This window comes from Streptomyces sp. NPDC046215 (assembly GCF_040646215.1).
GTDB classification, from domain to species: Bacteria; Actinomycetota; Actinomycetes; order Streptomycetales; family Streptomycetaceae; genus Streptomyces; species Streptomyces stramineus.
The window spans coordinates 96,886-118,957 of record NZ_JBEYZW010000004.1 but is presented as its reverse complement, the minus strand read 5'-3'; the positions used below and the strand labels follow the sequence as shown (position 1 = coordinate 118,957).

Genomic DNA, 22,072 nt, shown 5'->3' with positions numbered 1-22,072 from the left:
CGTGGACGCTCTGCCAATGACGCCCCGGCCCCGCACCGCCTAATTTGACGACTCCAGGATCTCGATCGCCGGCCGCGCCCGCGGGCGGCGGCACATCGCGAAAGGTTTGCAGATGTCGAAGAGCAGTACGTGGAAGAGGTCGCTGTCGTCCGCCGGGGTCGGCCTCGCCGCCCTGATCGTTTCCGTCACGGCTCTGAGCGGTCAGGCTTCTGCCGACATGATCGAGGGTGTGGAGGTCGACGACGGCGCCGTCAGCGTGGACGCCGAGGGAGTCACGGCGGCCATGCCGTGTATCACCAGCTACGGCGTCAAGACGTGCTTCGACAGAGCCGGTGACAAGGTCTACGTCAAGGACACCGAGGCCGACGGCAAGTCCGCGGTCGGCCTGTGGAAGACCAACTACACCCGCGACGGCGGCTGCCGCAACAAGCTGGGCGAGGGCAAGTGGGCCGTGTGCAACTACAACATGCGTGAGCCGGGACACATCCAGCTGCAGAACGCCCGGTACGACGGGCAGACCGGCAAGTTCACCTACCCCAACCCGCGCGTGTACTCCGTATGGCTCCCCATAGGCCGCTGAGTCGCACACTGTCGCTCCGGGAGTGAGGCGCCCGTCAGCCGGCCACCGGCCGGCTGACGGGCGCTGCCTGCTTCCCTGTGAACCTGCCAGGAGCAGGCGACGCGCGGACGGCATATCGGTGCGGTTGGGCTAGTGGCGCGTGTATGAGACGGGCGCGAGTGGAAAACCGCCGAACATGACGCGCACACCGAAACCAGAGCACGGTGACGACCGCGAGCCCCCGGCTCCAGGCCGGGCCGACCGGACGGGACCGGACGACGAGGTCGAGGAACGGGCGCCGGACCAGCTCTCCGAGATGCCCGGACACTCCTGGCCGGCGGTGCTGCGCGGCACGTTCAAGGAGTTCAAGGACGACGAGCTCACCGACCGGGCGGCAGCACTGACCTATTACGGGGTGCTGGCCTTCTTCCCGGCCCTCCTGGTGCTGATCTCGCTGCTCGGCATCGTCGGCGAGTCGGCGACCGAGCAGGTCCTGGACAACGTGCGGAAACTGGCCCCCGGCTCGGCCCGGGACGTGCTCACCAGCGCGGTGCAGCAGTTGCAGGGCAATGCCGGCACCGGCTCGCTCATGGCGATCGTCGGCCTGGTCGTCGCCATCTGGTCCGCCTCCGGCTACGTCGCCGCGTTCATCCGCGCCTCCAACGCCGTCTACGACATGCCCGAAGGCCGCCCGGTGTGGAAAATCCTGCCGCTGCGGCTGGCGCTGACCGTCACCCTGATGATCCTCGCCGTCGCCAGCGCCCTGATCGTGGTGTTCACCGGCGGCATCGCCCGGCAGGCCGGGGCCGCCCTGGGGGTCGGTGACCATGCGCTGACGGTGTGGTCGATCGCCAAGTGGCCGGTCCTGCTCCTCCTCGTCACGGTCATGATCGCGATCCTGTACTGGGCGGCCCCCAACGCCAAGGGGCGCGGATTCCGGTGGGTGACCCCGGGCAGCTTCCTGGCCCTGGTGATCTGGATGATCGCGTCGGCCGGTTTCGCCGTGTACGTCGCGAATTTCAGCTCGTACAACAAGACGTACGGCACCCTCGCGGGCGTGATCATCTTCCTGGTGTGGCTGTGGATCACTAATCTCGCCGTCCTCCTCGGGCTGGAGTTCGACGCCGAGCTGGTCCGCCAGCGCGCCATCGCGGGCGGGCACCCTGAAGACCAGGAGCCCTACACCCGACCCCGTGACACCCGCGCATGGAGCGACGAGGACCGTCGCCGCATGGAGTGACGGGCCGTATGCGCCCGGCCGGCGGTCTCCCGTGGCGGCCGAGCGGGTCCGCAGCGGTGCGCGCCCTTACCCGATGTCATGGACGCCGCCCTGATCCGAGGAATGCCCCGTCTGCTCCTACGCCGTCTGCTGTAGGAAACCAGGCTGCGGGACGGCAGGGTACGCATCCGTTTGCCGGGTACCCGGGCCCTGACAGCGTGCCCACCCCGACAAGCAGGCCGACCGGCGCGGCCTCCGTTCCGTGACGTGAAGACCCGTCATCGAGCAGCCGCGCCCGAAGGCCCGTCCGGCCGGCAGGAGAAGGAAGGCAAGGTGACAACTTGTGAGCACGACGGAGCGGCAGGTCCATGCCGCCGATGACTCGGTGAGCGTGCTGGTCTCACGCGCCTCGCAGCAAATGACGGAACTCGTCCGGGAAGAGATGCAGCTCGCCCGGGCGGAGATGACCCGGAAAGGCAAGCGCTACGGGGCGGGAGGCGGCCTGTTCGGCGGCGCCGGCCTGGTCGGCGTCCTGACCGCGCAGGCTCTGGTGGCCGCCGCGATCGCCGCCCTCGCCCTGGTCCTGCCGGTATGGGCCTCCGCGCTGATCCTCGCGGGAGTCCTGGCGACTGTCGCCGCTGTGATGGCCGTGGCCGGGAAGAAGCAGATCACCAAGGCCGGCACACCCGCACCCGAGCAGACCATCGACAGCGTCAAGGCCGACGTGGCCGAGATCAAGGAGAAAGCACACCGATGAACAACCCACCCCAGGGCAACGAGGCAGCGCCGACGCCGCAAGAGCTGCGCGAGCGCGTGGAGCACACACGAGAGGAACTCGGGCGGACCGTCGAGGCCCTGGCGGCCAAGGCCGACGTCAAGGCCCGGGCGCAGGAGAAGAAGGCCGAGATCAAGGAGCAGGCCGCGGACAAGGCGGCCCAGGTCGCCGAGCAGGTCCGCGAGACCGCGGCCCGCGCCGGGCAGCTCGCGGCGGACAAGACCCCCGAGCCGGTCCGCGAGAAGGCCGGACAGGCTGTCACCATGGCCCGGGCCAACCGCAACCCCCTGCTCGCCGTGACCGCCGCGCTCGCCGTCTTCCTGCTCATCCGTCGCAGCCGGAGGTGCCGGTGAAGGCATCGAAGATCGCCTACAAGCCGGTGGGGCTGGCCCTGGGAGCCGTCAGCGGCATGCTCGCCGGGGTGGCCTTCAGGCGGGCGTGGAAGATGATCGGGCACGAGGATGACGCCCCGGAGGCCACCGACCGGGACCGCTCGTGGCAGGAGGTTCTGGTCGCCGCGGCGCTCCAAGGCGCCATCTTCGCCGTCGTCAAGGCCGCCGTGGACCGGGCGGGCGCCGCCACCACCCAGCGTCTGACCGGCACCTGGCCCGGCTGACACACCCGAACGGCGCCGGCCACGCCCCCACGGGCCGGCGCCGGCCCGGGACGCGGGTCGGTTGACGATGCATACATCAGCCCGCGGGCCCGGCGGTGCGGCCGTTGCGCGGGGGCGCGTTGGGACAGGGCGTGTGACCTGCGGGGACGGGTTGCAGGAGAGGGGTCGCGCGGGCGTCGGGCCGCATCGTATCCTTCCGCGCATGACTGACTCCCTCACTGCCCAGGACGCCTTCGAGATGCTGCTGGCCGGCAACGAGCGCTTCGTTGCCGGTATTCCGGAACACCCGAACCAGGATGCCGCCCGCCGCGCTCAGGTCGCCCCGGCCCAGAACCCGTTCGCCGTGATGTTCGGGTGCTCCGACTCCCGCCTCGCCGCCGAAATCGTCTTCGACCGTGGACTGGGCGATCTGTTCGTCGTCCGCACCGCCGGCCACGTCACCGGACCGGAAGTACTCGGCAGCATCGAGTACGGCGTGAGCGTGCTGGGTTGCCCCCTGGTCGTGGTCCTGGGCCACGACTCCTGCGGCGCGGTCGCGGCCACCCGGTCCGCCCTGCAGGAGGGCACGACCGCGAGCGGATATGTGCGGGACGTCATCGAGCGGGTGACCACCAGCGTGCTGGCCGCCCACGCCGCGGGCCGCACGGAGGAGGAGGACTTCATCGCCGAGCACATACGGCACACCGTCGACCTGCTCCTGGACCGCTCCCGCGTCCTGGCCGAGGCGGTCGCCGAGGGCCGGACGGCGGTGGTGGGCCTGTCCTACCGGCTGGCCGACGGCACCGCCCGCCTGGTCACCGCCAAGGGCGTCGAGGTGAAGGCCGACGCCGCGGCCTGACGATTCCGGTGACGTACTGCCCCCGCATGCACTGACCGCGGGGGCAGTACACGGCTTCTCCGGCGGTCCGCCACCTCGTACGCCGCGCCATTTCGCGACCGCAGAGTCTATGGTTAAAGAATGGGCAAAGTTCAGCATGAGACCGGACCCCAGGGGGCGCTTGCCTGCCCGGTCTGCAAGCAGCCCCTGGCCATGACCGTCAAGAGGCGGCACAAGACCCTCGGGATCTTCGTGCCCGTGTGGACCCCCTCTCCCTGCCACAACCCGGACTGCCCCGAGTACCTGGAGGAGCCGGAGATCACGGAGGACACCCGGCGCCGGAACGACTGACCGACGACGCCCGCCACGGCGCCCGTCCCGCGGGAGCCCGCCGCGTGGTGTGCTCGCGCCCCACGGGTTCTCAGGGCCGGTCATCCGGGCCCGTCAGGTGGCGATCTCGCCGCCCCGGGCCAGCAGCAGGGCCAGGCACACGGCCGCGACCGCCACGGCCGCGGCGAAGGGCGCTTGCGGACGGGTCCGGCTCAGCGCCGCCCCGGTGAGCGCCGTCGCCGTCGCCGTCACCAGTGCCGCCGCCCCCGCGGCGGGGAACGGGCCCGGCGGGCCGAGGGCCAGGACCGCGGTCGCCGCCACCAGGGGAACCGGCAGCACCCGGCGCGTCCAGGCCGTCCCCAGCCGGTGCGGCAGGCCGCGCGCCCCCACCGCCACATCTCCGGGGATGTCCGGCAGCGTATCGGCCAGATGGGCGCCCACACCCAGCAGGGCACCCGCCACGGCCATCCACCACGGGGGCCGCAGGGGGGTGTCGAGACTCAGCGTGACGAAGGCCGGCAGGCTCGCGAACCCGGCGGCGTAGGGCAGCCAGGACCACACCGTGACCTTCAGCCGGAGGTTGTACGCCCACGCCGCCCCCACCCCCGCCAGGTGCACGGCCCCCGCCAGGGGGCCGCACATCAGTGACAGCGGCACGCACAGCGCGAGCGCGGTGTGCGCCGCCGCCCACACGGTCTGCGCGGACACCGCTCCCGTCGCGACGGGCTTGGAACGGCCCGCCGCGGCGTCACGGCGCGCGTCGAAGGCGTCGTTGCACCAGCCCACCGACAGCTGACCGCTCAGGACCGCCGCCGCGAGCAGCGCGCAGTTCCCCGCGGAGTGCCCGGCGGTGCCGGCCAGCGCCGTCACCAGAACGGTGACCGCCGCCGTCGGCCCCGGGTGGCACGACGCGGCCAGGGCGACGACCGGCCGGCCGGTCCGGCCGGTGGTCCCCCCGGTGAGCGGCATCCGGTCCGTTTCCACCACGTGAGCGTAAATCCCCGAGCGGACGGGCGGGCGGCCAAGGCCGCCGGACGGGCGACTGAGAGCGCACTCCCGCACATCCGCGGTCCGCACGGGGAACAACAGTGCCGTCGGATACCCCGGCGACCCTCATGGCGGGAGACGCATGACGACCCGGATCGCAGCCGTCCACGGCCTCCTGGCCCCCCACCGCCGGTCCCAGAAAGCCATCACCGACGCCGTGGGCGGAGCCTGCCTGCCGGACGGCCCCGGCCGCGCGGTCCTCGACCACCTCCACAGCAGCACCCAGGTGCGCAGCCGCCACATGGTGCTGCCCCTGGAGGACTACGCCGGACTGGACGGCTTCGGCGGCGCCAACGACGTCTTCATCCGCGCGGCCACCGACCTGGGCGCCCGGACCGTTCGCGGCGCGCTGCGGACCGCCGGACTGCGGGCCACCGATGTGGACCTGCTGGTCTTCACCTCCGTCACCGGCATCGCCACCCCCTCCATCGACGCCCGGATCGCGGGACGGCTGGGGCTGCGCCCGGACGTCAAACGCGTCCCCGTCTTCGGCCTGGGCTGCGTCGCGGGGGCGGCCGGCATCGCCCGCCTGCACGACTACCTGCACGGCTGGCCCGACCATGTCGCCGTCCTCGTCTCCGTCGAACTGTGCTCGCTGACGTTCCAGCGCGCGGACCGCTCACCGGCCAACCTCATCGCCTCCGGCCTGTTCGGCGACGGGGCCGCCGCGGTGGTCGCCTGCGGTGCGCACCGGCCCGCCCGGGGGCCGGCGGTCGTGGCCACCCGCAGCCACCTGTACCCGGACACCGGGCACGCCATGGGCTGGGAAGTCGGCAGTTCCGGATTCCGGGTGGTGCTCGACCCGGTCGTGCCCGAGCTGATCCGCAGCAACCTGGCCGGCGACGTCCGCGGCTTCCTGGACGAACACGGCCTGAAGACCAAGGACATCACCGCCTGGGTCTGCCACCCGGGCGGCCCCAAGATCCTGCACACCGTCACCGAGACCCTCGACCTCCCCGCCGGCGCCCTCGACCTCACCTGGCAGCACCTGGCCGAGGCCGGCAACCTCTCCTCGTCCTCCGTCCTGCACGTCCTGCGCGACACCCTGGCCCACCGCCCCCCGCCACCGGGCTCCTACGGGCTGCTCCTGGCCATGGGGCCGGGCTTCTGCTGCGAACTGGTCCTGCTGCGCTGGTAGAAGGCCGGCGGACGGCCGATGGAAAGGAGGACGCACATGCTCTGGTACCCGGCCCTGATGCTGGCCGTCGCGGCCGAACGCGCCGGTGAACTCCTCCTGGCGCGCCGCAACGCACGCTGGAGCCGGGCCCGCGGCGGCGCCCCGGCCGACCACGGCCACTACCGGTGGATGGTCGCCCTCCACACCGGGCTGCTGGTGGCCTGCCCGCTCGAAGCGCTCGTCACCGGCCGGCCCGTCCCGCCGGTGCTCGCCTGGGCGATGTTCGCCGCCGTCCTCGCCGCCCAGGCCCTGCGCTGGTGGTGCATCAGCACCCTGGGGCGGCAGTGGAACACCCGGGTCATCGTCGTCCCCGGGCTGCGCCCGGTGACGACGGGCCCCTACCGGTGGCTGCGCCACCCCAACTACGCGGCCGTGGCCGCCGAGGGCGTGGCCCTGCCCCTGGTGGGCGGTGCCTGGGTGACCGCGCTGGTCTTCACGCTCCTGAACGCCTGGCTCCTCACCGTCCGCATCCGGTGCGAGGACGCCGCACTGGCCTCCGCCGCCACGGGCGCACGCACATGATCGACGTCCTCGTGGCGGGCGGCGGCCCCGCCGGTCTGGCGGCCGCGATCCATGCCGCGCTGCACGGCATGGAAGCGGTGGTCGTCGAGCCCCGCGAGCCCCCCGTGGACAAGGCGTGCGGAGAGGGCGTCATGCCCAGTGGTGTGGCCGCCCTGCACGCACTCGGCCTGGACCCGCCGGGCCGTCCCCTGCGGGGCATCCGCTACGTGGACGGCGACAGCAGTGCCGAGGCCGAGTTCCGTCACCACTCAGGGCTGGGAGTGCGCCGCACCGTCCTGCACGCGGCCCTGCACCAGCGGGCGGCCGAGCTCGGCGTGCGCTTCGCCGCGACCAGGACCACGGCCGTGCACCAGGACGCGCACGGCGTGAGCGCCGGGGAATGGCGGGCACGCTGGCTGATCGCCGCGGACGGCCTGCACTCTCCGCTGCGCCGTGCCCTGGGCCTCCACCTGCCCGCCGGCGGACCCGCCCGGTACGGGCTCCGCCGCCACTACCGGATCACGCCGTGGACGGACTGCGTGGAAGTCCACTGGTCGGCAGCGGGCGAGGCGTATGTGACGCCCGTGAGCGAGGACTGCGTGGGCATCGCCGTGCTCAGCCGCACCCGGCGCCCCTACGACGAACACCTGCGGGCCTTCCCCGCCCTGACCGCCCGGGTGCACGGCCGGCCCGCGAGCGCCGTGCGCGGCGCCGGCCCCCTGCACCAGCGAGCCCGCCGCCGGGTGGCCGGCCGCGTCCTTCTCGCCGGTGACGCGGCGGGGTACGTGGACGCCCTGACCGGCGAGGGCATCGCCCTCGCCCTGGCCACGGCCCGGGCGGCCGTGGACAGCCTGGCCGCCGGCACGCCCCACGCCTACGAAGCGGCCTGGGCCCGCCTGACCAGACGTCACCGCCTCCTCACCCACGCCCTGCTGCGGGCGGCCCGCTACCCCGCCACCGCCCGCCTCGTCGTCCCGGCCGCCTCCCGGCTGCCCTCGGTGTTCACCGCAGCGGTCCGCGCGCTCCAATGACCCCGGGCCGCTGACCCCGGGCCGCGCGCACCCGGGCTTCGCCGCTGTGGACTCCATGCCAACCCGGTGTGGACGCGGCGCTGAAGACATCCGTGCGGCCTTCCCGGCACCGTGTACGCATGTGCACCACATCAACGTCATGCCGGCCGGTGGCCGTGAGCCGTCCGCAGTTCCCGGTAGTCCCGGGGCGGCATGCCGTAGGCCGTGCGGAAGGCCCGGCTGAACTCGGCGGCGCGGGGGAAGCCCCAGCGTGCGGCGATCGCATGGACCGGGATGTGGCGCTGAGTGGTGTCGCCGAGGTCGTGGCGGGCGCGTTCGAGGCGCTGGTGGCGGATCCAGGCGGCGACCGTCGTCGCCTCCGTCTCGAAGAGACGGTGGAGGTAGCTCAGGGAAATGTGGTGGGCCGCCGCCACGGTGCCGGGGGACAGGCGGGGATCGGACAGATGCTGTGCGATGTGCGCCCGGATGCGCAGGACCAGCGTCCGGCGGCGGGATTCGGGCGTACGGGGGTCGCCGGAATCCCGCTCCAGGGCGTGGGCGAGCAGGGCGGATAACAGCTCGACGGCGACCATGCCGAGGCGGGTGCCGTCGGAGGGGCCGCAGTGCGGGGCCTGGGTCCAGACGCGGGTGAGGTACTGGGCCAGGAGGTCCCCGATCCCGGCACTCCCCGGCAACGGCCGGTTGAGGAAGTGGTCGATGCTGCGCTGGGGGAGGGGGAGGAGTTCGCGGGGGACGAAGAGCCCCGTGCCCAGGATGCGGTCCCGGTGCGGGTCCGGCACGGCGTCGAGGGTGTAGGGGCGGGAGGTGTCGAGGAGGACGAGGTCACGGGGGCTGTAAGGGAATTGGTCGCCGGCCTGGTCGACTCTCATGGTCCCGGTGAGGGGCAGGGACAGGTGGTAGAGGCCGGGGTCGCTGCTGCGGATGAGCCGCGTGGTGCGGCGCATCCGCATGGGGGAGTGCTCGATCTTCCAGAGGCGGACGTCTCCGAGGTCGAGGAGGCGCTGCGAGGCGGTGAAGCCGGGGGCACGGGGACCGCCGGTCGCTTCCCCCTCCTCGTCGGCTCCGCTCCGCCCGGTCTCCCCGGCGGCGTCGGTCTTCTCGATGTCCAAGGGCAGGCTGCTTCCCGCTATGTACGCACGCCAGTGCTCGAAGCGCTCTGCCGGGGGCACGTCCGTGCTCCGGAAGCCGGTCTCGGTCAGCATGCACGGATGATAGCCACGGGCTCCGGCGCGCGGCCGGGCCCGCGGCACCCGGGGGCGGGGTGGTGTGGTCAACAGGTAAAGCGGTGGCGCGCGGGGGTCAGAAGTACCGGAACCGCGCGGGGGATCACCAGTACCTGACGCCCTGTTCCACGCTGCCGGCCAGGAAGCCGGAGAGCCGGGCGCCGTAGCGGATCCAGCGGCGGCGCAGGCCCGGGGACCGGGCGAGGTCGGGGGCGTGCAGGAGCAGCCAGGACCAGTTCATGAGGACCGTCCGGTGGTCGCGGCGCTCGAAGCCGGCATGGCGGTAGGCGGCGTACAGCCGGGCGCCCGACCTGCCGTAGTTCCACTTCTGCCGGGCCAGGGCGCAGAGTTCGGCGCGCAACCGGTAGTGCATGCGGGCGTCGGGCGCGTAGCCGACCCGGTAGCCGCACAGGCGGGCCCGCCAGGACAGGTCCATGTCCTCGCCGCCGCTCCGGTAGCTCTCGTCCCAGCCGCCGATCGTCGTCAACACGTCCGTCCAGGCCGCGCAGTTGGCGCCTCGCGCGAAGGGCAGGAAGTCCGTCTGCTCGGTCATCGGCACCGGTTGCTCGTCGGCGTACGCGGGGCTGAGCACACCGCTGTCCAGGCTGCCGCCGATGAGGTCGGCGTCCGGGGCGGCCCCGGTCAGCGCGGCGAGCCAGCCGGGGTCGGCGACGTCGTCCGCGTCGCAGAAGGCGATGAAGTCACCGCGGGCGGCGGCGATCCCGCGGTTGCGGGCGAAACTCTCGCCGGGGCGCTCGTGGGCGTCGATGATCCGCAGGCCGGGCAGGTCGGGGCGCGCCTTCTCGGCCACCTCGCGCGTCGCGTCGGTCGAGCCGTTGTCGACGACGAGGACCTCCCAGGGGATGGCGCAGGTCTGGGAAGCGAGCGCGCGCAGCTGCGCCGGGAGGGTGAGCGCGCCGTCGCGGACGGGGATCACGACGGAGACGAGGGCCGGGGCGCGTCCGCGTCCGGGCGCGGCCACCGGCGGCGCGCCGGCACCGGGGGTGAGGCGGGCGTCCCGCACGACGCCGGCGCCCGCGGCCCGGGCGGCGGAGACGGTGGCGGCGGTGTCGTCCATCCGGCGCCGCACCAGCAGCCGCGGCACCGTGACCCACCCGGCCGTCCGCCCGCTCGTGCCCAGCAGGTCCCGCCGCACGGCGTACGCGGCACCGTCGAGACCGGGCGCCAAGGAGATGCCCTCGACCCACGCGTCCGCCCGCAGCCGGAGCGTGCCGCACTGGACGAGGCCCGCACCCTCGCGGGCCGCGCGGGCCAGGTGGCGCAGCCAGTCCGGGAGGGCCTCGTCGCGGCCGTGGAGGAAGGCGACGTAGGGAGCCCGGACGGCGCGCGCGGCCCCGACGCAGGTCGCGGCGGCGGTTTCGGGCGCGCAGGGCACGAAGAGCGGCCGCGGGTCCGGCCGCGGGTCCGGCGGCGGGTCCGCCGGGGTGACCACGGTGATCGCGGCGGGCGGCAGAGACTGGCACAGCAGGCTGCGCACCGCGGGCTCCCACACGCCCTCGGGTGCCGCGACGACCACGCCGAACCCGGGCAGGGGCGGCTCCACGCCCGTCACCCGCCCACCGCGACCGCGTCCAGCGTGAAGTCGATGTCGTTGGGCGGCGCGACCAGCAGGGGCAGCAACTCCTCGCGGGTCGTCGCCTCGCGGCGGCGGCGCTCCTTGGCGTTCATGGCCCGGGTGTAGGAGAGGCGTTCGGCGGACCCGAAGCCCGTCCCGGGCGCCTGGGTGAGCGACTGGGGCCAGATCCGGTAGCGGTACAGGACGTGGCGCACACTGCGCAACCGGTACAGCCGGGCCGCCCGCAGCTGGAAATCGGTGTCCGCGCCCAGCCGGACCGTGCCGTCGAAGCCGCCGAGCCGTTCGAGGACCTCGCGGCGCACGACCGACGACGGGTGCAGCACCACCGTCGAACGGCCGAGGCGCATCCAGAGATTGCCGTTGCGGGGCATGCGGCGGCGGCCCGTGCTGTGGCCCGCGGCGTCGATGTATTCGTACGCGCAGCCCACCAGGTCGGCCTTGTCGCGTTCCAGCAGGGCGAGTTGGCGGCGCAGCCGGCCCGGCAGGCTGATGTCGTCGGCGTCCTGGAAGGCGACATACGGGGTGTCCACGCGTTCCAGGACCTTGTTCTTGATGCGCAGGTGGCCGACGTTCTCGGAGGTGCGCAGCACGGTCAGGCGCGGGTCCTCGGCGTAGGGGCGCAGCGCGGCCGTCCACGTCTCGTCGGGGGAGCAGTCGTCGACCACGATCAGGCGGAGGTCGGTGCGGTCCTGGGCGAGGACCGAGGCCGCCGCCGCGCCCAGGTAGTTCGCGCAGTCGTAGTGCGGCAGGACGACGGTGACCGCCGCCTGATCGGGTGCCGATGTCCGCACGGCGTCTCCCTTCCGGGGCCGCCGCAGCGGGCGGCCGCCTGTGTCGGCGTGCGGGCGGCCGCCGTGCCGGGCGGCCGCCCGGTGTCAGCGTCCGGTGCGGGCCGCCGCGGGCCGCGCCTCGGCGGCCGGGCTCCTGAAGTCGCCGTCGTCGCCCCACGGCACGTGCCGCAGCGGGCGGCCCACCGCGCCGCGTACGGCGAGGTTGGCGGCGACCGAGCAGAACCAGGCCAGGTGGACGGCCTTGACGGTCCAGCGCTTGATTCCCCGTACCGGGCCGCCGCTGCCGTCCCAGGCGGCGAGCGGCCACAGGCCGTGGAACAGGGTGCCGGTGAGGTACGTTCGCGCGGTCGCCCACGGGTAGTCGGCCGTGCAGGTCACATGGCTGTAGAGGGAGCGGCGCAGGCGGCGCAGCGTGTCGTGGGCCCCGGAGACCCGGTAGAAGCTGCCCCGGGCGTCCGGCAGGACTTCGAGGGCGTGCAGCGGGTCGGGCGCGCCGGGGTCGAGGAGTTCGAAGAGCACGTGGCCGTCGTCGGCGAGGCGGCGGGCCGGGATGCCGTCGGCGACGACGTCGGCGGCGACGAGCATGCAGGCCGCCGCGGGGTAGGCGCCCGGCGGCACGGTGACGCCGGAGACGCGGTCCATCGTCCGGGCGGCGGCCGTCGCGCGGGGCAGGGCGACGAGGTGGGCGCCGACCGCGCCGGCGCAGCCGCGTGCGTGGAAGCGGTCGACGAGCCGGGCGAGAGCGCCGGGGCCGAACTCGACGTCGTCGTCGGTCCACAGCCAGCCGGTGTGACCGAGCGGCCGGGACAGCCCGAGTGCCGTGTTGACCGTGCGGAGCTTCCCCCGGCCCGGCAGCGCGAATCCGGCGACGGGCACGGTGGAGATCCTGGTCAGCCGGCGCAGCCGGGCGACGGCCTCCGCCTGTTCGCCGGGGCCGTACTGCATGCCCAGCCAGACCGTCAGCGGCAGTGCGGGGCGGGATTCCCGTACGTCGGCGAGGGCATCGAGGAGATGACGGAGCGCACTCTCGTGAGCGGTGAGGTCGCAGCGCGCCACGTAGGTGGGCAGCAGCACCCCGAGCCCTCCGTGGGGCAGCCCGGCCCTCAAGTCCGCCGGGTCCGGCTGCACTTCCCCCGACCTGACGAGGATGAGGGGCACCTCCGGCGGGGGCAGGGGTTCAAAGCCTCGGGCCACGGCGCGCTGCCACCACGTGCGCCCGCTTCCGGCGCCCCCGAGCATCCGCGTCCCTTCGCCGGCCGACCCGTGCACCACCCGTCCCGGCCCTTCGCCGGATAGCCGCGGACGAAGGGGAATTCACCGTCGAGGCACCCGTCGCACCCATTGCGGGAGGCGCGCTGATTTCGACGCGGCGTACTCTAACCGGCGCCGTGAAGTGATCACAAGGTGTGCCGTTCGGCTCCGGGACGATGGCCGGAATACCGGCTTTCCGATGGCATCGATTCGGCGCATCCGATGGGTAGTCGTGCGGCCATCGGGCGATGGCCTGGACGAATTCCCCGGACGTTACGCGGAGTTCCTGTCGGACGACATCCGGGAAGCGGCCGAAAACAGCCGACAGGATATGCCGTCCCACTCCGTGTGCGGCGGTGCGTGCGGTCCGCGGGCCCGGCTGTGGCAGGCTGACGCCAAACATTCCGCGCCCATCGTCGCGGGCGGCGGAAGGAAGGTGTCACTCATGAGGAATTCCGCACGTGCGGAACAGCAGATGGGCGGGGTTTCCGGGCCGCCGTCCGGGCGGGATGTCCTGCTGCACGCGCACGGAATCGTGAAGAGCTACGGCCGCCGCCGCGTCCTGAACGGCGTCGACCTCGTCGTGCGCGCGGGCGAGGTCGCGGCGATCGTGGGCAGCAACGGAGCCGGCAAGTCCAGCATGCTCAAGATCTGCGCCGGGCTGCTCGCCCCGGACGCCGGCCGGGTGACCATCTCCGGACGCCTCGGCTACTGCCCGCAGAACGCCGGTGTCATGGGCTTCCTCACGCCGCGCGAGCACTTCACGCTGTTCGGCACGGGCCGGGGCATGAGCGGCCGGGACGCCGACCGCCGGGGGCGCGAACTGGCCTCCAAGCTCGACTGGCCGGTCGCCCGCCGCACCCTCGCCAAGGACCTCTCGGGCGGCACCCGGCAGAAGCTCAACGTCGTCCTCTCCGCCCTCGGCGACCCGGACGTCCTGCTGCTCGACGAGCCCTACCAGGGCTTCGACCGGGGGTCCTACGTGGACTTCTGGCAGAACGTCTGGGGCTGGCGCGACCAGGGCAAGGCGATCGTCGTCGTGACCCACATGCTCAACCAGCTCGACCAGGTCGACCACGTACTGGACCTCAGCCCCAGGAAGCCGGAGGGGGACCGATGATCCGGACTCTGCGCATGGCCGAGATGACGCTGCGCGAACTGCTGCGCCGGCGCGGGGTGCTGGGCCTGCTCCTCCTCGTGCCGCTGGTGTTCTACCTCGGCCGGCACGGCCAGCCCGGCCAGGCCATCCGCTTCGCCAGCCTGGGCGTGGGGTTCGCGGTGAGCACCGCCGCCCTCTTCTCGGCCGTCGGCGGCCGGGAGATCGAGCCCCGGCTCACCCTGTCCGGCTTCCGGCCGCGGCATCTCTACCTGGGCCGCATGCTCGCCCTCCTCGCGGCCGGGCTGCTGATCTCCGCGCTGTACGCCGTGGTCGTGATCGTGGACCAGGACGTGGCGAACCCGCAGGCGATCACCCTGGAACTGGCGCTGACCACCCTGGTGGCGGTCCCGCTCGGGCTGTTGCTCGGCCTCGCCGTGCCCCGGGACCTGGAGGGCACCCTGCTGCTGATCTCCGTCATCGGCGCCCAGATGGTGATCGACCCGGCCGAGGAGGCCGCCAAGGTGCTGCCCTTCTGGTCGACCCGGGAGATCATCACCTACGCCGTCGACGGCGCCGGCAGCGCCTCCGTCGCCTCGGGCGCGGCCCATGCCGTCGTGGTCACCGCGCTGCTGGCCCTGGCGAGCGGCGGCGTCATGACGATGCGTTTGCGGCGGCGTACCCACATGCACTTCGTGTGAATCCGCCGCGACCCTGTGCGGTACGCCGGGGGGAAAGTACTCTGTCTCGCCGATACGAACGCGTGTAGGGTTGGGCAATCGTCCTGCCGTCGCGGTGTCCACGCGCCGGCACGGTGGCCCGGCTCGTCGCCTCTCCCGGAATGGAGAGTTCGTGAACGGTGCACAGCGATTACCCCTCGGCGAATCCGCTGAACACGCCCTCTCCAGGGCGACGGAATTCCTCCGGACCGCCCGCGATGCGGACGGCTGGTGGAACGACTACGAAGTCCGCGGCCCGGGCCAGTTCTGGGCCACCGCCTTTGTCGGGGCCTCACTCGCGGAATTGCCCGGGGGCCCCGGGCGAGCGGCGGCGGTATCCGCCTGGGAGCTGCTGAGAGGGGCCCGCGGCCCGTCAGACGGCTGGGGCTACTGCCCCCGGGTTCCCGGCGACGCCGACATCACCTCCTGGGTTCTGCGGCTGGCCGAGGCGCTGGGCGCGCAGAACGACCCCCGCGCCGACGAGGGGTACCGCTTCGTCGCGGCCCACCTCCAGGAGGACGGCGGCATCTCCAGCTACCTGCCGCGGATCGCCGCGCCCTTCCTGGAGCGGGTGGCCCCCCGCTGGGACGCCTGGTACGCCGGTCACCCGTGCGTGACCTCGGCCGCCGCCGGGCTGCTCCACCTGCCGGTGCGCGAGCGGCTGCTGGACAGGCTCCGTGAGATCCAGCGGCCGGACGGATCGTGGCCCGCCTACTGGTGGCCCGATCGCGCGTACCCCACGGCCCTGGCGGCCGAGGCGCTCACCGCCGGCCGCCCGGCCGGCGACCGCCCCGAGGCGCGGGCGGCCGCCCGCTGGGCCGCCGCCACGATCGGTGCGGACGGTGCCGTACGCACCGAGTTGGAGCCGCAGGGCTCCGCTTTCGCCACCGCCTTCGCCCTGCGGGCCGTGCTGGCCGGCGAGCCGCCGGAGGGCCGGGACGCCGCCCGCCGGGCGGTCGACCACCTGATCGACTCCCAGGAGCGGGACGGCAGTTGGCGGCCGTCGGCGTGGTGCCGGGTGCCCGGCCCCATGGAGTTCGACCCGGACGCACGCGAGCACTGGGACCGCGGGCGGCGCGGCAAGGCCGCACTGGGCTCCGTCGTCCTGGACACCAAAGCGCTCTACACCACCGCGTCCGTCGTCGCCGCCCTGGCCAGGGCGAGCACCGCGGCGAGCACCGCGGCGAGCACCGCGACGGCGGCCGAGCCGAGCCGCGCGCGCCGCGCATGACGGCCCGCGGCGCGCCACGACCGGACAACGAGGGGGAACGCCGGTGAACACCTCACCGCAGTTGTTCCAGCGCACGCACGCCCCGGCCGCACCACCACCCCTGCTGGGCCCCGGCGCGGTCCTCGAGCGGCTGCGGGGGCACGAGCGGGGGCCCGTCCACATCATCGACCCGTTCAAGGTGCCGCAGGCCGAGGCCGTGGAGAAGGCGAAGACCCTGGACGGTCTCGGCTGTCCCGCCCTCATCCTCGCCAGCACCGACTACGAGTCGTTCGAGTCCCACATGGAACCCTACGTGGCGGCGATCAAGGCGGTCAGCTCGCTGCCGGTGCTGCTGCACTTCCCGCCGCGCAAAGGCTCCGGCTTCCCGCTGGCCCGCGGCGCCGACGCCGTCATCCTGCCCGCGCTGCTCGGCTCGCGCGACGACTACTACGTGTGGAAGAGCTACCTGGAGACCCTGGTCAACCTGCCCGGCCGGATCGACCGCGACGGCTGGCCGGAGCTCCTGCTCACCGTCGCCCTCACCTTCGGCGTGGACCACAAGACGGGAGACCTGCTCGGCACGGTGCCGGTGGCCACCACGAGCACCGAACAGATCGACCGGTACATCGCGGTCACCCGCAGCTTCGGCTTCCACATGGTGTACCTGTACTCCCGCTACGCCCAGGTCCCCGCCGACGTGGTCCGCCACTTCCGGCAGCGGATCCACCCCGACCAGATCCTGTTCGTCAGCGGCAACGTCCGCCGACGCGAGCACGTCACCGCGTACCTGGAGGCGGGCGCCGACTACGTGGGCTTCGCTGGAGCGCTGGAACACACCGACTGGCGGTCGGCACTCTCCGAGATCACGGCGGACCGGCCGTGAGCGCCGCACTGCCCGCGGACTACACCGCGTCCATGCTGGCCACCGAGGCCGCCAACCGCGACCACGTCACCGGCTTCGTCGCCCGCAACGGCGGCTCCCCCGCACTCGTGGCGCACACCGCGGCGCTGCGCCTGTACCTGCGGGTGCCGCACTTCCTCACCGAGTGGGTCACCGAACCGCGGCGGCGCGCCGCGGTGGCCCGGGCGCTGGCCATGGACATCGTGGCCATGAAGCTGCTCGACGACCTCATGGACGACGACACCGGGCTCGACCGCGTCGAACTCGCCTGCCTGTGCCTGCACCTTCACCTGACGGCCCTGCGGGAGATGTGCGCGCTCGCCACGGACGCCCGCGCCGTGACCGACCTGCTCGAACACGACTTCACCAAGGTCTGCACCGGCCAGATCCACACCAAGAGCCACCGCGCGCGGAACCTCGACGAGTGGTGCGCCAACGCCAGCACCTACGGCGCCACCTTTCTCGGCTGCTACGGCTCGCTCTCCGCGATCTGCGGCCGGCAGGAGACGTCCGCCGCCCCCGCGCGGCGGTTCGCCGAGGCGTTCGGCACGATCATCACGATCGCCGACGACCTGACGGACTACGACCGCAACGGCGAGCGGGAGGGAAACCTCGGTCACCTGATGCGCACCGGGGACGTGCCCGCACGGGACGTCGAGGCGCTGCTGGAGCGGCTGCGCGCCCGGGCGCTGGACGCGGTCCGGGAGCAGCCGGCCTCCTCGAGGCTCGTCCCCGTCATCGGCCTGTACACCGACGACGTACGGGACCGGCTGCTGCCGCGGCACCTCGTGCACTGACCGCCGGCCGATGGCCTACCGGAGCGCACTCCGGTAGGCCATCACGTCGTCGAAGACGAACAGGTCGACGTCGCTGTGCGCGAAGTCGTCCAGCACGTGCCGGGCGGTGTGCGCGATGGCCCGGCCGGGGCCGTTGAGCGAGGTGTTGATCAGCGCCGGGACGCCGGTCTGCGCCTCGAAGGAGGTGAGCAGGCCGTGCAGCCGCTGCTGGCCGACGCCCAGGGTCTGGATCCGGCAGGTCCCGTTGATGTGCCGGGCCTCCGGGGCGGTGCCTTCCGGCAATGGGTACTCGAAGAGCATGTACGGGGACGGCCGGCCGCCGGGGTAGAGCTCGGCGAAGCGCTCGTCGCGCATCACGGCACCCAAGGGGCGGTACCACTCGCGCTGCTTGAGCTCTTCGCTCATCCGCTTGCGCATCCCGGACACCGCCGGGTTGCCCAGCAGCGAGCGGTGCCCGAGCGCCCGCGGCCCGAGCTCGGCCGCCCCCTCCGTCAGGGCCACCACACCGCCGTCCGCGAGCAGCCCGGCGACGGCCCGGGCGTCGTACGGGACGGCCTTCAGCCCTGCCGTGTCCAAGGCGGCCAGGACGTCGGCGCGGGGCTCGCCGGCGCCGTTGCCGTACACGCTGAGCGGTTCGGGCCTGCGGCCCAGCACGTAGGTGAGGGCGTAGATCCCGGCGCCCGCCAGATGGCCCGCGTCACCGCAGGCCGGCGGGATGGCGATGTCCCGGCCGAAGGACGCGCGCAGCGCCGAGTTGGCCACGATGTTCAGCGCGCAGCCGCCGCCGAGGGCGATCGGCCCCACCCCCGTGGCGGTGCGGGTGACGTACCGGTCCAGCACGGTGTGCACGGCGGCGGTGAACAGCTCCTGGAAGGTGGCGACGACGTCCGCGGCCGAGTCGAACCCGGGTCGTCGGGCCAGGTCGGCGCGCACCCGCTCGGCCAGCTCCAGATCGTGCGTCACCCGCGGGTCCACGGCCCGCAGCTGCTCGCGTATGCGCGGGTCCGGCTGCCCGTAGCCGCCGAGCGCCATCACCTTGCCGGCGACGCCGGGGCTCTTGCCGAAGCCCAGGAGGTGGCCGATCGCGGTCCAGCCGAAGCCGTTGCCGTACCAGGGCAGCGGGTCCTTCGCGAGCCACTCCAGGCGGTCCCCCTCGACGCGGAACAGGGAGCTGCGGGTGAGCTGTCCGCGGCCCTCGTTGACCAGCACGAGGGTGCCGTCCTCGTGCCCCGCGTAGTGGGCGGCCAGCGCGGCGTGCGCCACCTCGTGCGTGACGACCACGCAGTCCACGCTCCTGCCGAGCAGCTCGCAGGTGGTCCGGTGGTGGGGCGCCCCGGCGCCGATCCGTTCCATCGCGTGGTCCAGGTCCGGTATCCGCAACAGCGCGCTGCGGACCGGGGTGCTGACCGCCACCAGCTCGATCCCACCGGTGTCCACGCACTCCTGGGACAGCACGTGTTCCAGCGCGAGGTCGCTGCGGTGGTCGTGCTTGACGCGGGTGAGCCGTTCGGTCTCGACGGCGAAGACCAGCCGCCCGTCCTCGAAGTAACCGACACCGGTGTCGTGGCCGGCGGAGTGGAGGGACAGTACCTTCATCAGCGCTCCTGGTCAGCGGGTGTGAGGGCGGGGACGGCCGAGTACGGGGCCCACTCGACGGCGCGCAGCGGCCGGCCGGTCAGCCCGCGCAGGTACAGCTCCGCCCCCACACCCGCGAACCAGGCGAAGTAGAGCCACTTGATCAGCGCCTTCTGGACGCCGCGCCGCCGCCCGCCGGTGCCGTCGAAGCCGGTCAGCGGCCACAGCCCGGCGAACAGGATGTGACGGAAGTAGTGGCGGGCCACGGGCAGGGGCCAGTCGGCGAGGTCCACGAGGTGGTTGAGGAGGAGCCTGCGGATCCTGCGGCGGGTCTCGCCCGCGGGACCGGCGACGTAGTAGTGGCAGCGGGCGTCCGGCACGAGGCGCAGCCGGGCCAGGGGGTCGGGCAGGGCGGGGTCGAGGAGCCGGAAGCAGACGTAACCGTCGTCCGAGACGTAGCGGCCCGGCATGCCGCCGGACACGACGTCGGTGGCCACCAGGATGCAGCAGCCGTGCGGGTAGTCGGTCGCGGGCGCCGCGATCGCCTTGGCGCGGGCCAGCAGGCGCGACGTGGCGAACTCCTTGGTGTGCGGGACCTTCGTGGCGCCCACCGCGCCCCGGCAGCCGGCCGCGAGGAAGTCCCGCGCCAGCCGCGCGAGGCAGCCCGCCTCCAGGGTCACGTCGTCGTCCACCCAGCCGACGCCCGCGCAGCCGAGCAGTTCGGCCACCCCGATCGCGGCGTTGAGCGTGCGGGGCTTGCCGGGACCGGGCAGGGAGAGGCCGCACACGGGCACCCGCGGCAGCCGGGCACGGGCCCGCGGCAGCAGCGCCCGCAGCCGCCGCACGGACTCGTCCTCCTCCTCGGCCGAGGACCACTGCATGCCCACGAACAGCACGACGGGGGCGTCCGGCCGGTCCTCGGCCAGCTCGGCGACGCGGTCCAGCAGCGCGTCGAGGCGCTCCGCCTGCTCGGGGAGGGTGCCGCGCGAGACGCAGGTCGGGGCGATCAGGGCGAGTGCGGGGGAGCCGGCGCGCAGGGCGTCGGCGGCGGCCCGGGCGTGGGAGAGCGGGGGAGCCTCGCCCGACGGCCCGCCGGGCAGGAAGTACCGCACCGGTACCGACCAGGACGGCGGCGGGCACAGGCCGCGGGCCGTGGTCGCGCGGACGTGGTGGGTCAGGAACGGTTCGCCGTGCCGCCGCCGGCCGTGGGCCGGCAGCGGTGTGTTGAGGCGGACGGCGGGGCCCGGCCGCAGGGACGCGGCCGGGCGGGCGGTCTCAGAAGTCACGGTCGGTGTTGGAGGTCGACCGGGCCAGGCTGCGCAGACCGTCCAGCGTGTTGCGCCACTGGCCGGTCGAGGCCATGTGGGACAGCAGCGGTGCGGCCATGGAGCGGCGCAGGAAGAACGCGCGGTAGGCGGCCTGGGCGCGGCGCTGGGCGTCGGGCACCAGATAGCCGATCCGCGCGTCGAACTCGCCGCGCACGAAGCGGTCCCAGTAGTCGGCGGGTATCCGGCCCGCGGCGACGGACTCGGTGTGCAGCGGGGTGCCCGGCAGCGGGGTCGCGGTGTAGAAGCTCGCGTAGTCCAGCGGGATGCGGCAGGCGAGGTCGACGGTGGCGCGGAACTGCTCCCGGGTCTCGCCGAGCCAGCCGACGATGAAGTAGCCGAAGCCCTTGATGCCCGCCTCGTGCGCGGAGGTGACGGCCCGTTCGATCTTCTGGAGGTCGCTCTCCTTGCGCATCCGCTGGAGGATCTCCGGGTCGCCGTGCTCGATGCCGAACCGCAGCCGTACGCAGCCCGCCCCGGCCATGTCCTTCAGGAGCGGCTCCGGCACCAGGTCCACCCGGGTCGGCGCCTCCCAGCGCACCTTCAGGCCCTGCTCGCCGATCAGAGCGCAGATCTCCCGGACGCGGCCGCGGTGCAGCGTGAACACGTCGTCGTAGAACATGATCTCCTTGATCCCCCACCGGTTCTTGAGCTCCGTCATCTCGCCGACGACGTCCTCGGGGGAGCGGTACATCGACTTCTTGTCGACGGCCTGTTTGAAGCAGAAGCTGCACTTGAAGGGGCAGCCCCGGCTGGAGATCATCGTCGCGAACGGCCGGGGAGCCATGATCGAGTAGTAGTTGTTCATCGGCAGGCCCTCACGGGACGGCCAGCCGACCTCCTCCAGGTTCACCATCGGCGCGGCGCCGCCGTCGTGCTCGCGGGTCACCAGGCCGGGAATGCCCTCCGGCTTCTCGCCCTGTTCCAGCGCCTCGGCCAGCTCGGGCATGATCGTGATGCCCTCCCCGACGCCGACGTAGTCGATGCAGTCGTGGAAGAGGTTCTCGTGCGCGTAGACCTCGGTGTGCGGGCCGCCGAGGATGACCTTGGCGCCGGTGCTCTTGGCCGCCCGGCAGGCTTCGACGGCGCCGGGCAGGCCGGGTGTGGTGGTGCTGACGCCGACCAGGTCCGGTGCGAAGTCGGCGAGCAGTGCGCGCAGCCCCTCGCTGTCCAGTCCCAGGGCGGGGGTGTCGACCTGGATGACGTGGTGGAAGCCGGCCGAGTTCAGGGCGGTGTGGATGTAGCCCAGACCGAGGTGCGGCAGGACACCGGCCCGCTTCTGGATCTGGGTGATCTGCCGGGTGTTGAGGCACAGGTCGTGGTGGCGGACCAGCGCGATCCGCAGCTTCCGCTTGCGCCAGCGCGGCAGGCCCGGGCGGGCCGGTGCCTCGGCGACGGCCGTCGAGCAACCGCCCGGCGCGGCCCCCGCCGCACCGGTACTGATGACGGGCAGTGTCTTCCGCATGATGTCCCCTCCTTCTCGGCCTTCTCGGCCTTCTCGGGCCTGTTGGTCCT

The 22,072-nt window shown here is 73.3% G+C and carries 23 protein-coding genes; 15 read left to right on the top strand and 8 right to left on the bottom strand.

What is annotated here, in order from left to right; all coding sequences use genetic code 11:
* Nucleotides 1-112: 112 nt before the first annotated feature.
* The 7 genes from ABZ951_RS03050 to ABZ951_RS03020 all read left to right on the top strand — a co-directional run bounded on the left by ABZ951_RS03050 (nucleotide 113) and on the right by ABZ951_RS03020 (nucleotide 4,337).
* Nucleotides 113-580, top strand: coding sequence for a hypothetical protein (locus ABZ951_RS03050; protein WP_344089640.1), 468 nt, complete (start codon nucleotides 113-115; stop codon nucleotides 578-580).
* Nucleotides 581-755: 175 nt separating this feature from the next.
* Complete coding sequence (locus ABZ951_RS03045) at nucleotides 756-1,799, top strand: YihY/virulence factor BrkB family protein (protein WP_344089641.1); 1,044 nt, start codon at nucleotides 756-758, stop codon at nucleotides 1,797-1,799.
* A 322-nt stretch (nucleotides 1,800-2,121) separates the two neighbouring features.
* The gene (locus ABZ951_RS03040; protein ID WP_344089642.1) at nucleotides 2,122-2,535 is read left to right on the top strand and encodes a phage holin family protein; all 414 of its coding nucleotides are present in this window, start codon (nucleotides 2,122-2,124) and stop codon (nucleotides 2,533-2,535) included.
* Nucleotides 2,532-2,906 (top strand): DUF3618 domain-containing protein, encoded by a 375-nt coding sequence (locus ABZ951_RS03035; RefSeq protein ID WP_344089643.1) that lies wholly within the window; start codon nucleotides 2,532-2,534, stop codon nucleotides 2,904-2,906. Before ABZ951_RS03040 ends, ABZ951_RS03035 begins: the two co-directional genes overlap by 4 nt.
* Nucleotides 2,903-3,169 carry a DUF4235 domain-containing protein gene (locus ABZ951_RS03030; RefSeq protein ID WP_344089644.1) on the top strand — a complete coding sequence of 89 codons (267 nt, stop codon included), beginning with the start codon at nucleotides 2,903-2,905 and terminating at the stop codon, nucleotides 3,167-3,169. The genes ABZ951_RS03035 and ABZ951_RS03030 overlap by 4 nt, the downstream gene beginning before the upstream one ends.
* 202 nt (nucleotides 3,170-3,371) lie before the next feature.
* Nucleotides 3,372-4,007, top strand: coding sequence for a carbonic anhydrase (locus ABZ951_RS03025; RefSeq protein ID WP_344089645.1), 636 nt, complete (start codon nucleotides 3,372-3,374; stop codon nucleotides 4,005-4,007).
* A 120-nt stretch (nucleotides 4,008-4,127) separates the two neighbouring features.
* Nucleotides 4,128-4,337 carry a hypothetical protein gene (locus ABZ951_RS03020; RefSeq protein ID WP_344089646.1) on the top strand — a complete coding sequence of 70 codons (210 nt, stop codon included), beginning with the start codon at nucleotides 4,128-4,130 and terminating at the stop codon, nucleotides 4,335-4,337.
* A 93-nt stretch (nucleotides 4,338-4,430) separates the two neighbouring features.
* Here ABZ951_RS03020 and ABZ951_RS03015 read toward each other — a convergent pair whose 3' ends face one another.
* Entirely contained in the window at nucleotides 4,431-5,285 is an 855-nt protein-coding gene (locus ABZ951_RS03015; protein ID WP_344089655.1) for a UbiA family prenyltransferase, read from the bottom strand.
* Between the two features lie 160 nt (nucleotides 5,286-5,445).
* Between ABZ951_RS03015 and ABZ951_RS03010 the strand changes: the two genes are divergently transcribed.
* Genes ABZ951_RS03010 through ABZ951_RS03000 form a run of 3 tightly spaced genes read left to right on the top strand, consistent with a single transcriptional unit; the run spans nucleotide 5,446 to nucleotide 8,072 of the window.
* Entirely contained in the window at nucleotides 5,446-6,501 is a 1,056-nt protein-coding gene (locus tag ABZ951_RS03010) for a 3-oxoacyl-[acyl-carrier-protein] synthase III C-terminal domain-containing protein (protein WP_344089647.1), read from the top strand.
* A 36-nt stretch (nucleotides 6,502-6,537) separates the two neighbouring features.
* Complete coding sequence (locus tag ABZ951_RS03005) at nucleotides 6,538-7,062, top strand: isoprenylcysteine carboxylmethyltransferase family protein (RefSeq protein ID WP_344089648.1); 525 nt, start codon at nucleotides 6,538-6,540, stop codon at nucleotides 7,060-7,062.
* Nucleotides 7,059-8,072: an FAD-dependent monooxygenase gene (locus tag ABZ951_RS03000; protein ID WP_344089649.1), complete on the top strand. Its 1,014-nt coding sequence runs from the start codon at nucleotides 7,059-7,061 to the stop codon at nucleotides 8,070-8,072. The genes ABZ951_RS03005 and ABZ951_RS03000 overlap by 4 nt, the downstream gene beginning before the upstream one ends.
* Before the next feature lie 137 nt (nucleotides 8,073-8,209).
* Here ABZ951_RS03000 and ABZ951_RS02995 read toward each other — a convergent pair whose 3' ends face one another.
* The 4 genes from ABZ951_RS02995 to ABZ951_RS02980 all read right to left on the bottom strand — a co-directional run bounded on the left by ABZ951_RS02995 (nucleotide 8,210) and on the right by ABZ951_RS02980 (nucleotide 12,877).
* Complete coding sequence (locus ABZ951_RS02995) at nucleotides 8,210-9,274, bottom strand: helix-turn-helix domain-containing protein (protein WP_344089650.1); 1,065 nt, start codon at nucleotides 9,272-9,274, stop codon at nucleotides 8,210-8,212.
* A gap of 124 nt (nucleotides 9,275-9,398) precedes the next feature.
* Entirely contained in the window at nucleotides 9,399-10,859 is a 1,461-nt protein-coding gene (locus tag ABZ951_RS02990) for a glycosyltransferase (RefSeq protein ID WP_344089651.1), read from the bottom strand.
* A 5-nt stretch (nucleotides 10,860-10,864) separates the two neighbouring features.
* Complete coding sequence (locus ABZ951_RS02985) at nucleotides 10,865-11,683, bottom strand: glycosyltransferase family 2 protein (protein WP_361278690.1); 819 nt, start codon at nucleotides 11,681-11,683, stop codon at nucleotides 10,865-10,867.
* Nucleotides 11,684-11,767: 84 nt separating this feature from the next.
* A complete protein-coding gene (locus tag ABZ951_RS02980; protein ID WP_344083363.1) occupies nucleotides 11,768-12,877 on the bottom strand; it encodes a glycosyltransferase family 2 protein in 1,110 nt (369 codons plus the stop codon).
* Nucleotides 12,878-13,379: 502 nt separating this feature from the next.
* Here ABZ951_RS02980 and ABZ951_RS02975 point away from each other — a divergent pair.
* The 5 genes from ABZ951_RS02975 to ABZ951_RS02955 all read left to right on the top strand — a co-directional run bounded on the left by ABZ951_RS02975 (nucleotide 13,380) and on the right by ABZ951_RS02955 (nucleotide 17,657).
* The gene (locus ABZ951_RS02975; RefSeq protein ID WP_344083367.1) at nucleotides 13,380-14,054 is read left to right on the top strand and encodes an ABC transporter ATP-binding protein; all 675 of its coding nucleotides are present in this window, start codon (nucleotides 13,380-13,382) and stop codon (nucleotides 14,052-14,054) included.
* Entirely contained in the window at nucleotides 14,051-14,731 is a 681-nt protein-coding gene (locus ABZ951_RS02970; RefSeq protein ID WP_344083370.1) for a hypothetical protein, read from the top strand. Before ABZ951_RS02975 ends, ABZ951_RS02970 begins: the two co-directional genes overlap by 4 nt.
* 151 nt (nucleotides 14,732-14,882) lie before the next feature.
* The gene (locus ABZ951_RS02965; protein ID WP_344083373.1) at nucleotides 14,883-15,980 is read left to right on the top strand and encodes a hypothetical protein; all 1,098 of its coding nucleotides are present in this window, start codon (nucleotides 14,883-14,885) and stop codon (nucleotides 15,978-15,980) included.
* 43 nt (nucleotides 15,981-16,023) lie between these two features.
* Nucleotides 16,024-16,842 (top strand): geranylgeranylglyceryl/heptaprenylglyceryl phosphate synthase, encoded by an 819-nt coding sequence (locus ABZ951_RS02960; protein WP_344083376.1) that lies wholly within the window; start codon nucleotides 16,024-16,026, stop codon nucleotides 16,840-16,842.
* Nucleotides 16,839-17,657, top strand: coding sequence for a Moenomycin biosynthesis protein MoeN5 (locus ABZ951_RS02955; protein WP_344083379.1), 819 nt, complete (start codon nucleotides 16,839-16,841; stop codon nucleotides 17,655-17,657). Before ABZ951_RS02960 ends, ABZ951_RS02955 begins: the two co-directional genes overlap by 4 nt.
* Nucleotides 17,658-17,672: 15 nt before the next feature.
* Here ABZ951_RS02955 and ABZ951_RS02950 read toward each other — a convergent pair whose 3' ends face one another.
* From ABZ951_RS02950 to ABZ951_RS02940, 3 genes are read right to left on the bottom strand one after another with little or no spacing between them, the layout of a single operon-like run.
* A complete protein-coding gene (locus ABZ951_RS02950) occupies nucleotides 17,673-19,253 on the bottom strand; it encodes a carbamoyltransferase C-terminal domain-containing protein (protein WP_344083382.1) in 1,581 nt (526 codons plus the stop codon).
* A complete protein-coding gene (locus ABZ951_RS02945; protein WP_344083386.1) occupies nucleotides 19,253-20,518 on the bottom strand; it encodes a hypothetical protein in 1,266 nt (421 codons plus the stop codon). The genes ABZ951_RS02950 and ABZ951_RS02945 overlap by 1 nt, the downstream gene beginning before the upstream one ends.
* On the bottom strand, nucleotides 20,508-22,022 hold the full coding sequence (locus tag ABZ951_RS02940) for a radical SAM protein (RefSeq protein WP_344083389.1): 1,515 nt from the start codon (nucleotides 22,020-22,022) through the stop codon (nucleotides 20,508-20,510). Before ABZ951_RS02940 ends, ABZ951_RS02945 begins: the two co-directional genes overlap by 11 nt.
* Nucleotides 22,023-22,072 lie beyond the last annotated feature (50 nt).

Excerpts from the sequence above, each read along its gene's own strand:
- ABZ951_RS03050 (WP_344089640.1), top strand. The coding sequence starts at position 113 with ATGTCGAAGAGCAGTACGTGGAAGAGGTCGCTGTCGTCCGCCGGGGTC.
- ABZ951_RS03045 (WP_344089641.1), top strand. The coding sequence starts at position 756 with ATGACGCGCACACCGAAACCAGAGCACGGTGACGACCGCGAGCCCCCG.
- ABZ951_RS03035 (WP_344089643.1), top strand. The coding sequence starts at position 2,532 with ATGAACAACCCACCCCAGGGCAACGAGGCAGCGCCGACGCCGCAAGAG.
- ABZ951_RS03025 (WP_344089645.1), top strand. The coding sequence starts at position 3,372 with ATGACTGACTCCCTCACTGCCCAGGACGCCTTCGAGATGCTGCTGGCC.
- ABZ951_RS03020 (WP_344089646.1), top strand. The coding sequence starts at position 4,128 with ATGGGCAAAGTTCAGCATGAGACCGGACCCCAGGGGGCGCTTGCCTGC.
- ABZ951_RS03015 (WP_344089655.1), bottom strand. The coding sequence starts at position 5,285 with ATGCCGCTCACCGGGGGGACCACCGGCCGGACCGGCCGGCCGGTCGTC.
- ABZ951_RS03010 (WP_344089647.1), top strand. The coding sequence starts at position 5,446 with ATGACGACCCGGATCGCAGCCGTCCACGGCCTCCTGGCCCCCCACCGC.
- ABZ951_RS03005 (WP_344089648.1), top strand. The coding sequence starts at position 6,538 with ATGCTCTGGTACCCGGCCCTGATGCTGGCCGTCGCGGCCGAACGCGCC.
- ABZ951_RS03000 (WP_344089649.1), top strand. The coding sequence starts at position 7,059 with ATGATCGACGTCCTCGTGGCGGGCGGCGGCCCCGCCGGTCTGGCGGCC.
- ABZ951_RS02995 (WP_344089650.1), bottom strand. The coding sequence starts at position 9,274 with ATGCTGACCGAGACCGGCTTCCGGAGCACGGACGTGCCCCCGGCAGAG.
- ABZ951_RS02975 (WP_344083367.1), top strand. The coding sequence starts at position 13,380 with ATGAGGAATTCCGCACGTGCGGAACAGCAGATGGGCGGGGTTTCCGGG.
- ABZ951_RS02970 (WP_344083370.1), top strand. The coding sequence starts at position 14,051 with ATGATCCGGACTCTGCGCATGGCCGAGATGACGCTGCGCGAACTGCTG.
- ABZ951_RS02950 (WP_344083382.1), bottom strand. The coding sequence starts at position 19,253 with ATGAAGGTACTGTCCCTCCACTCCGCCGGCCACGACACCGGTGTCGGT.
- ABZ951_RS02940 (WP_344083389.1), bottom strand. The coding sequence starts at position 22,022 with ATGCGGAAGACACTGCCCGTCATCAGTACCGGTGCGGCGGGGGCCGCG.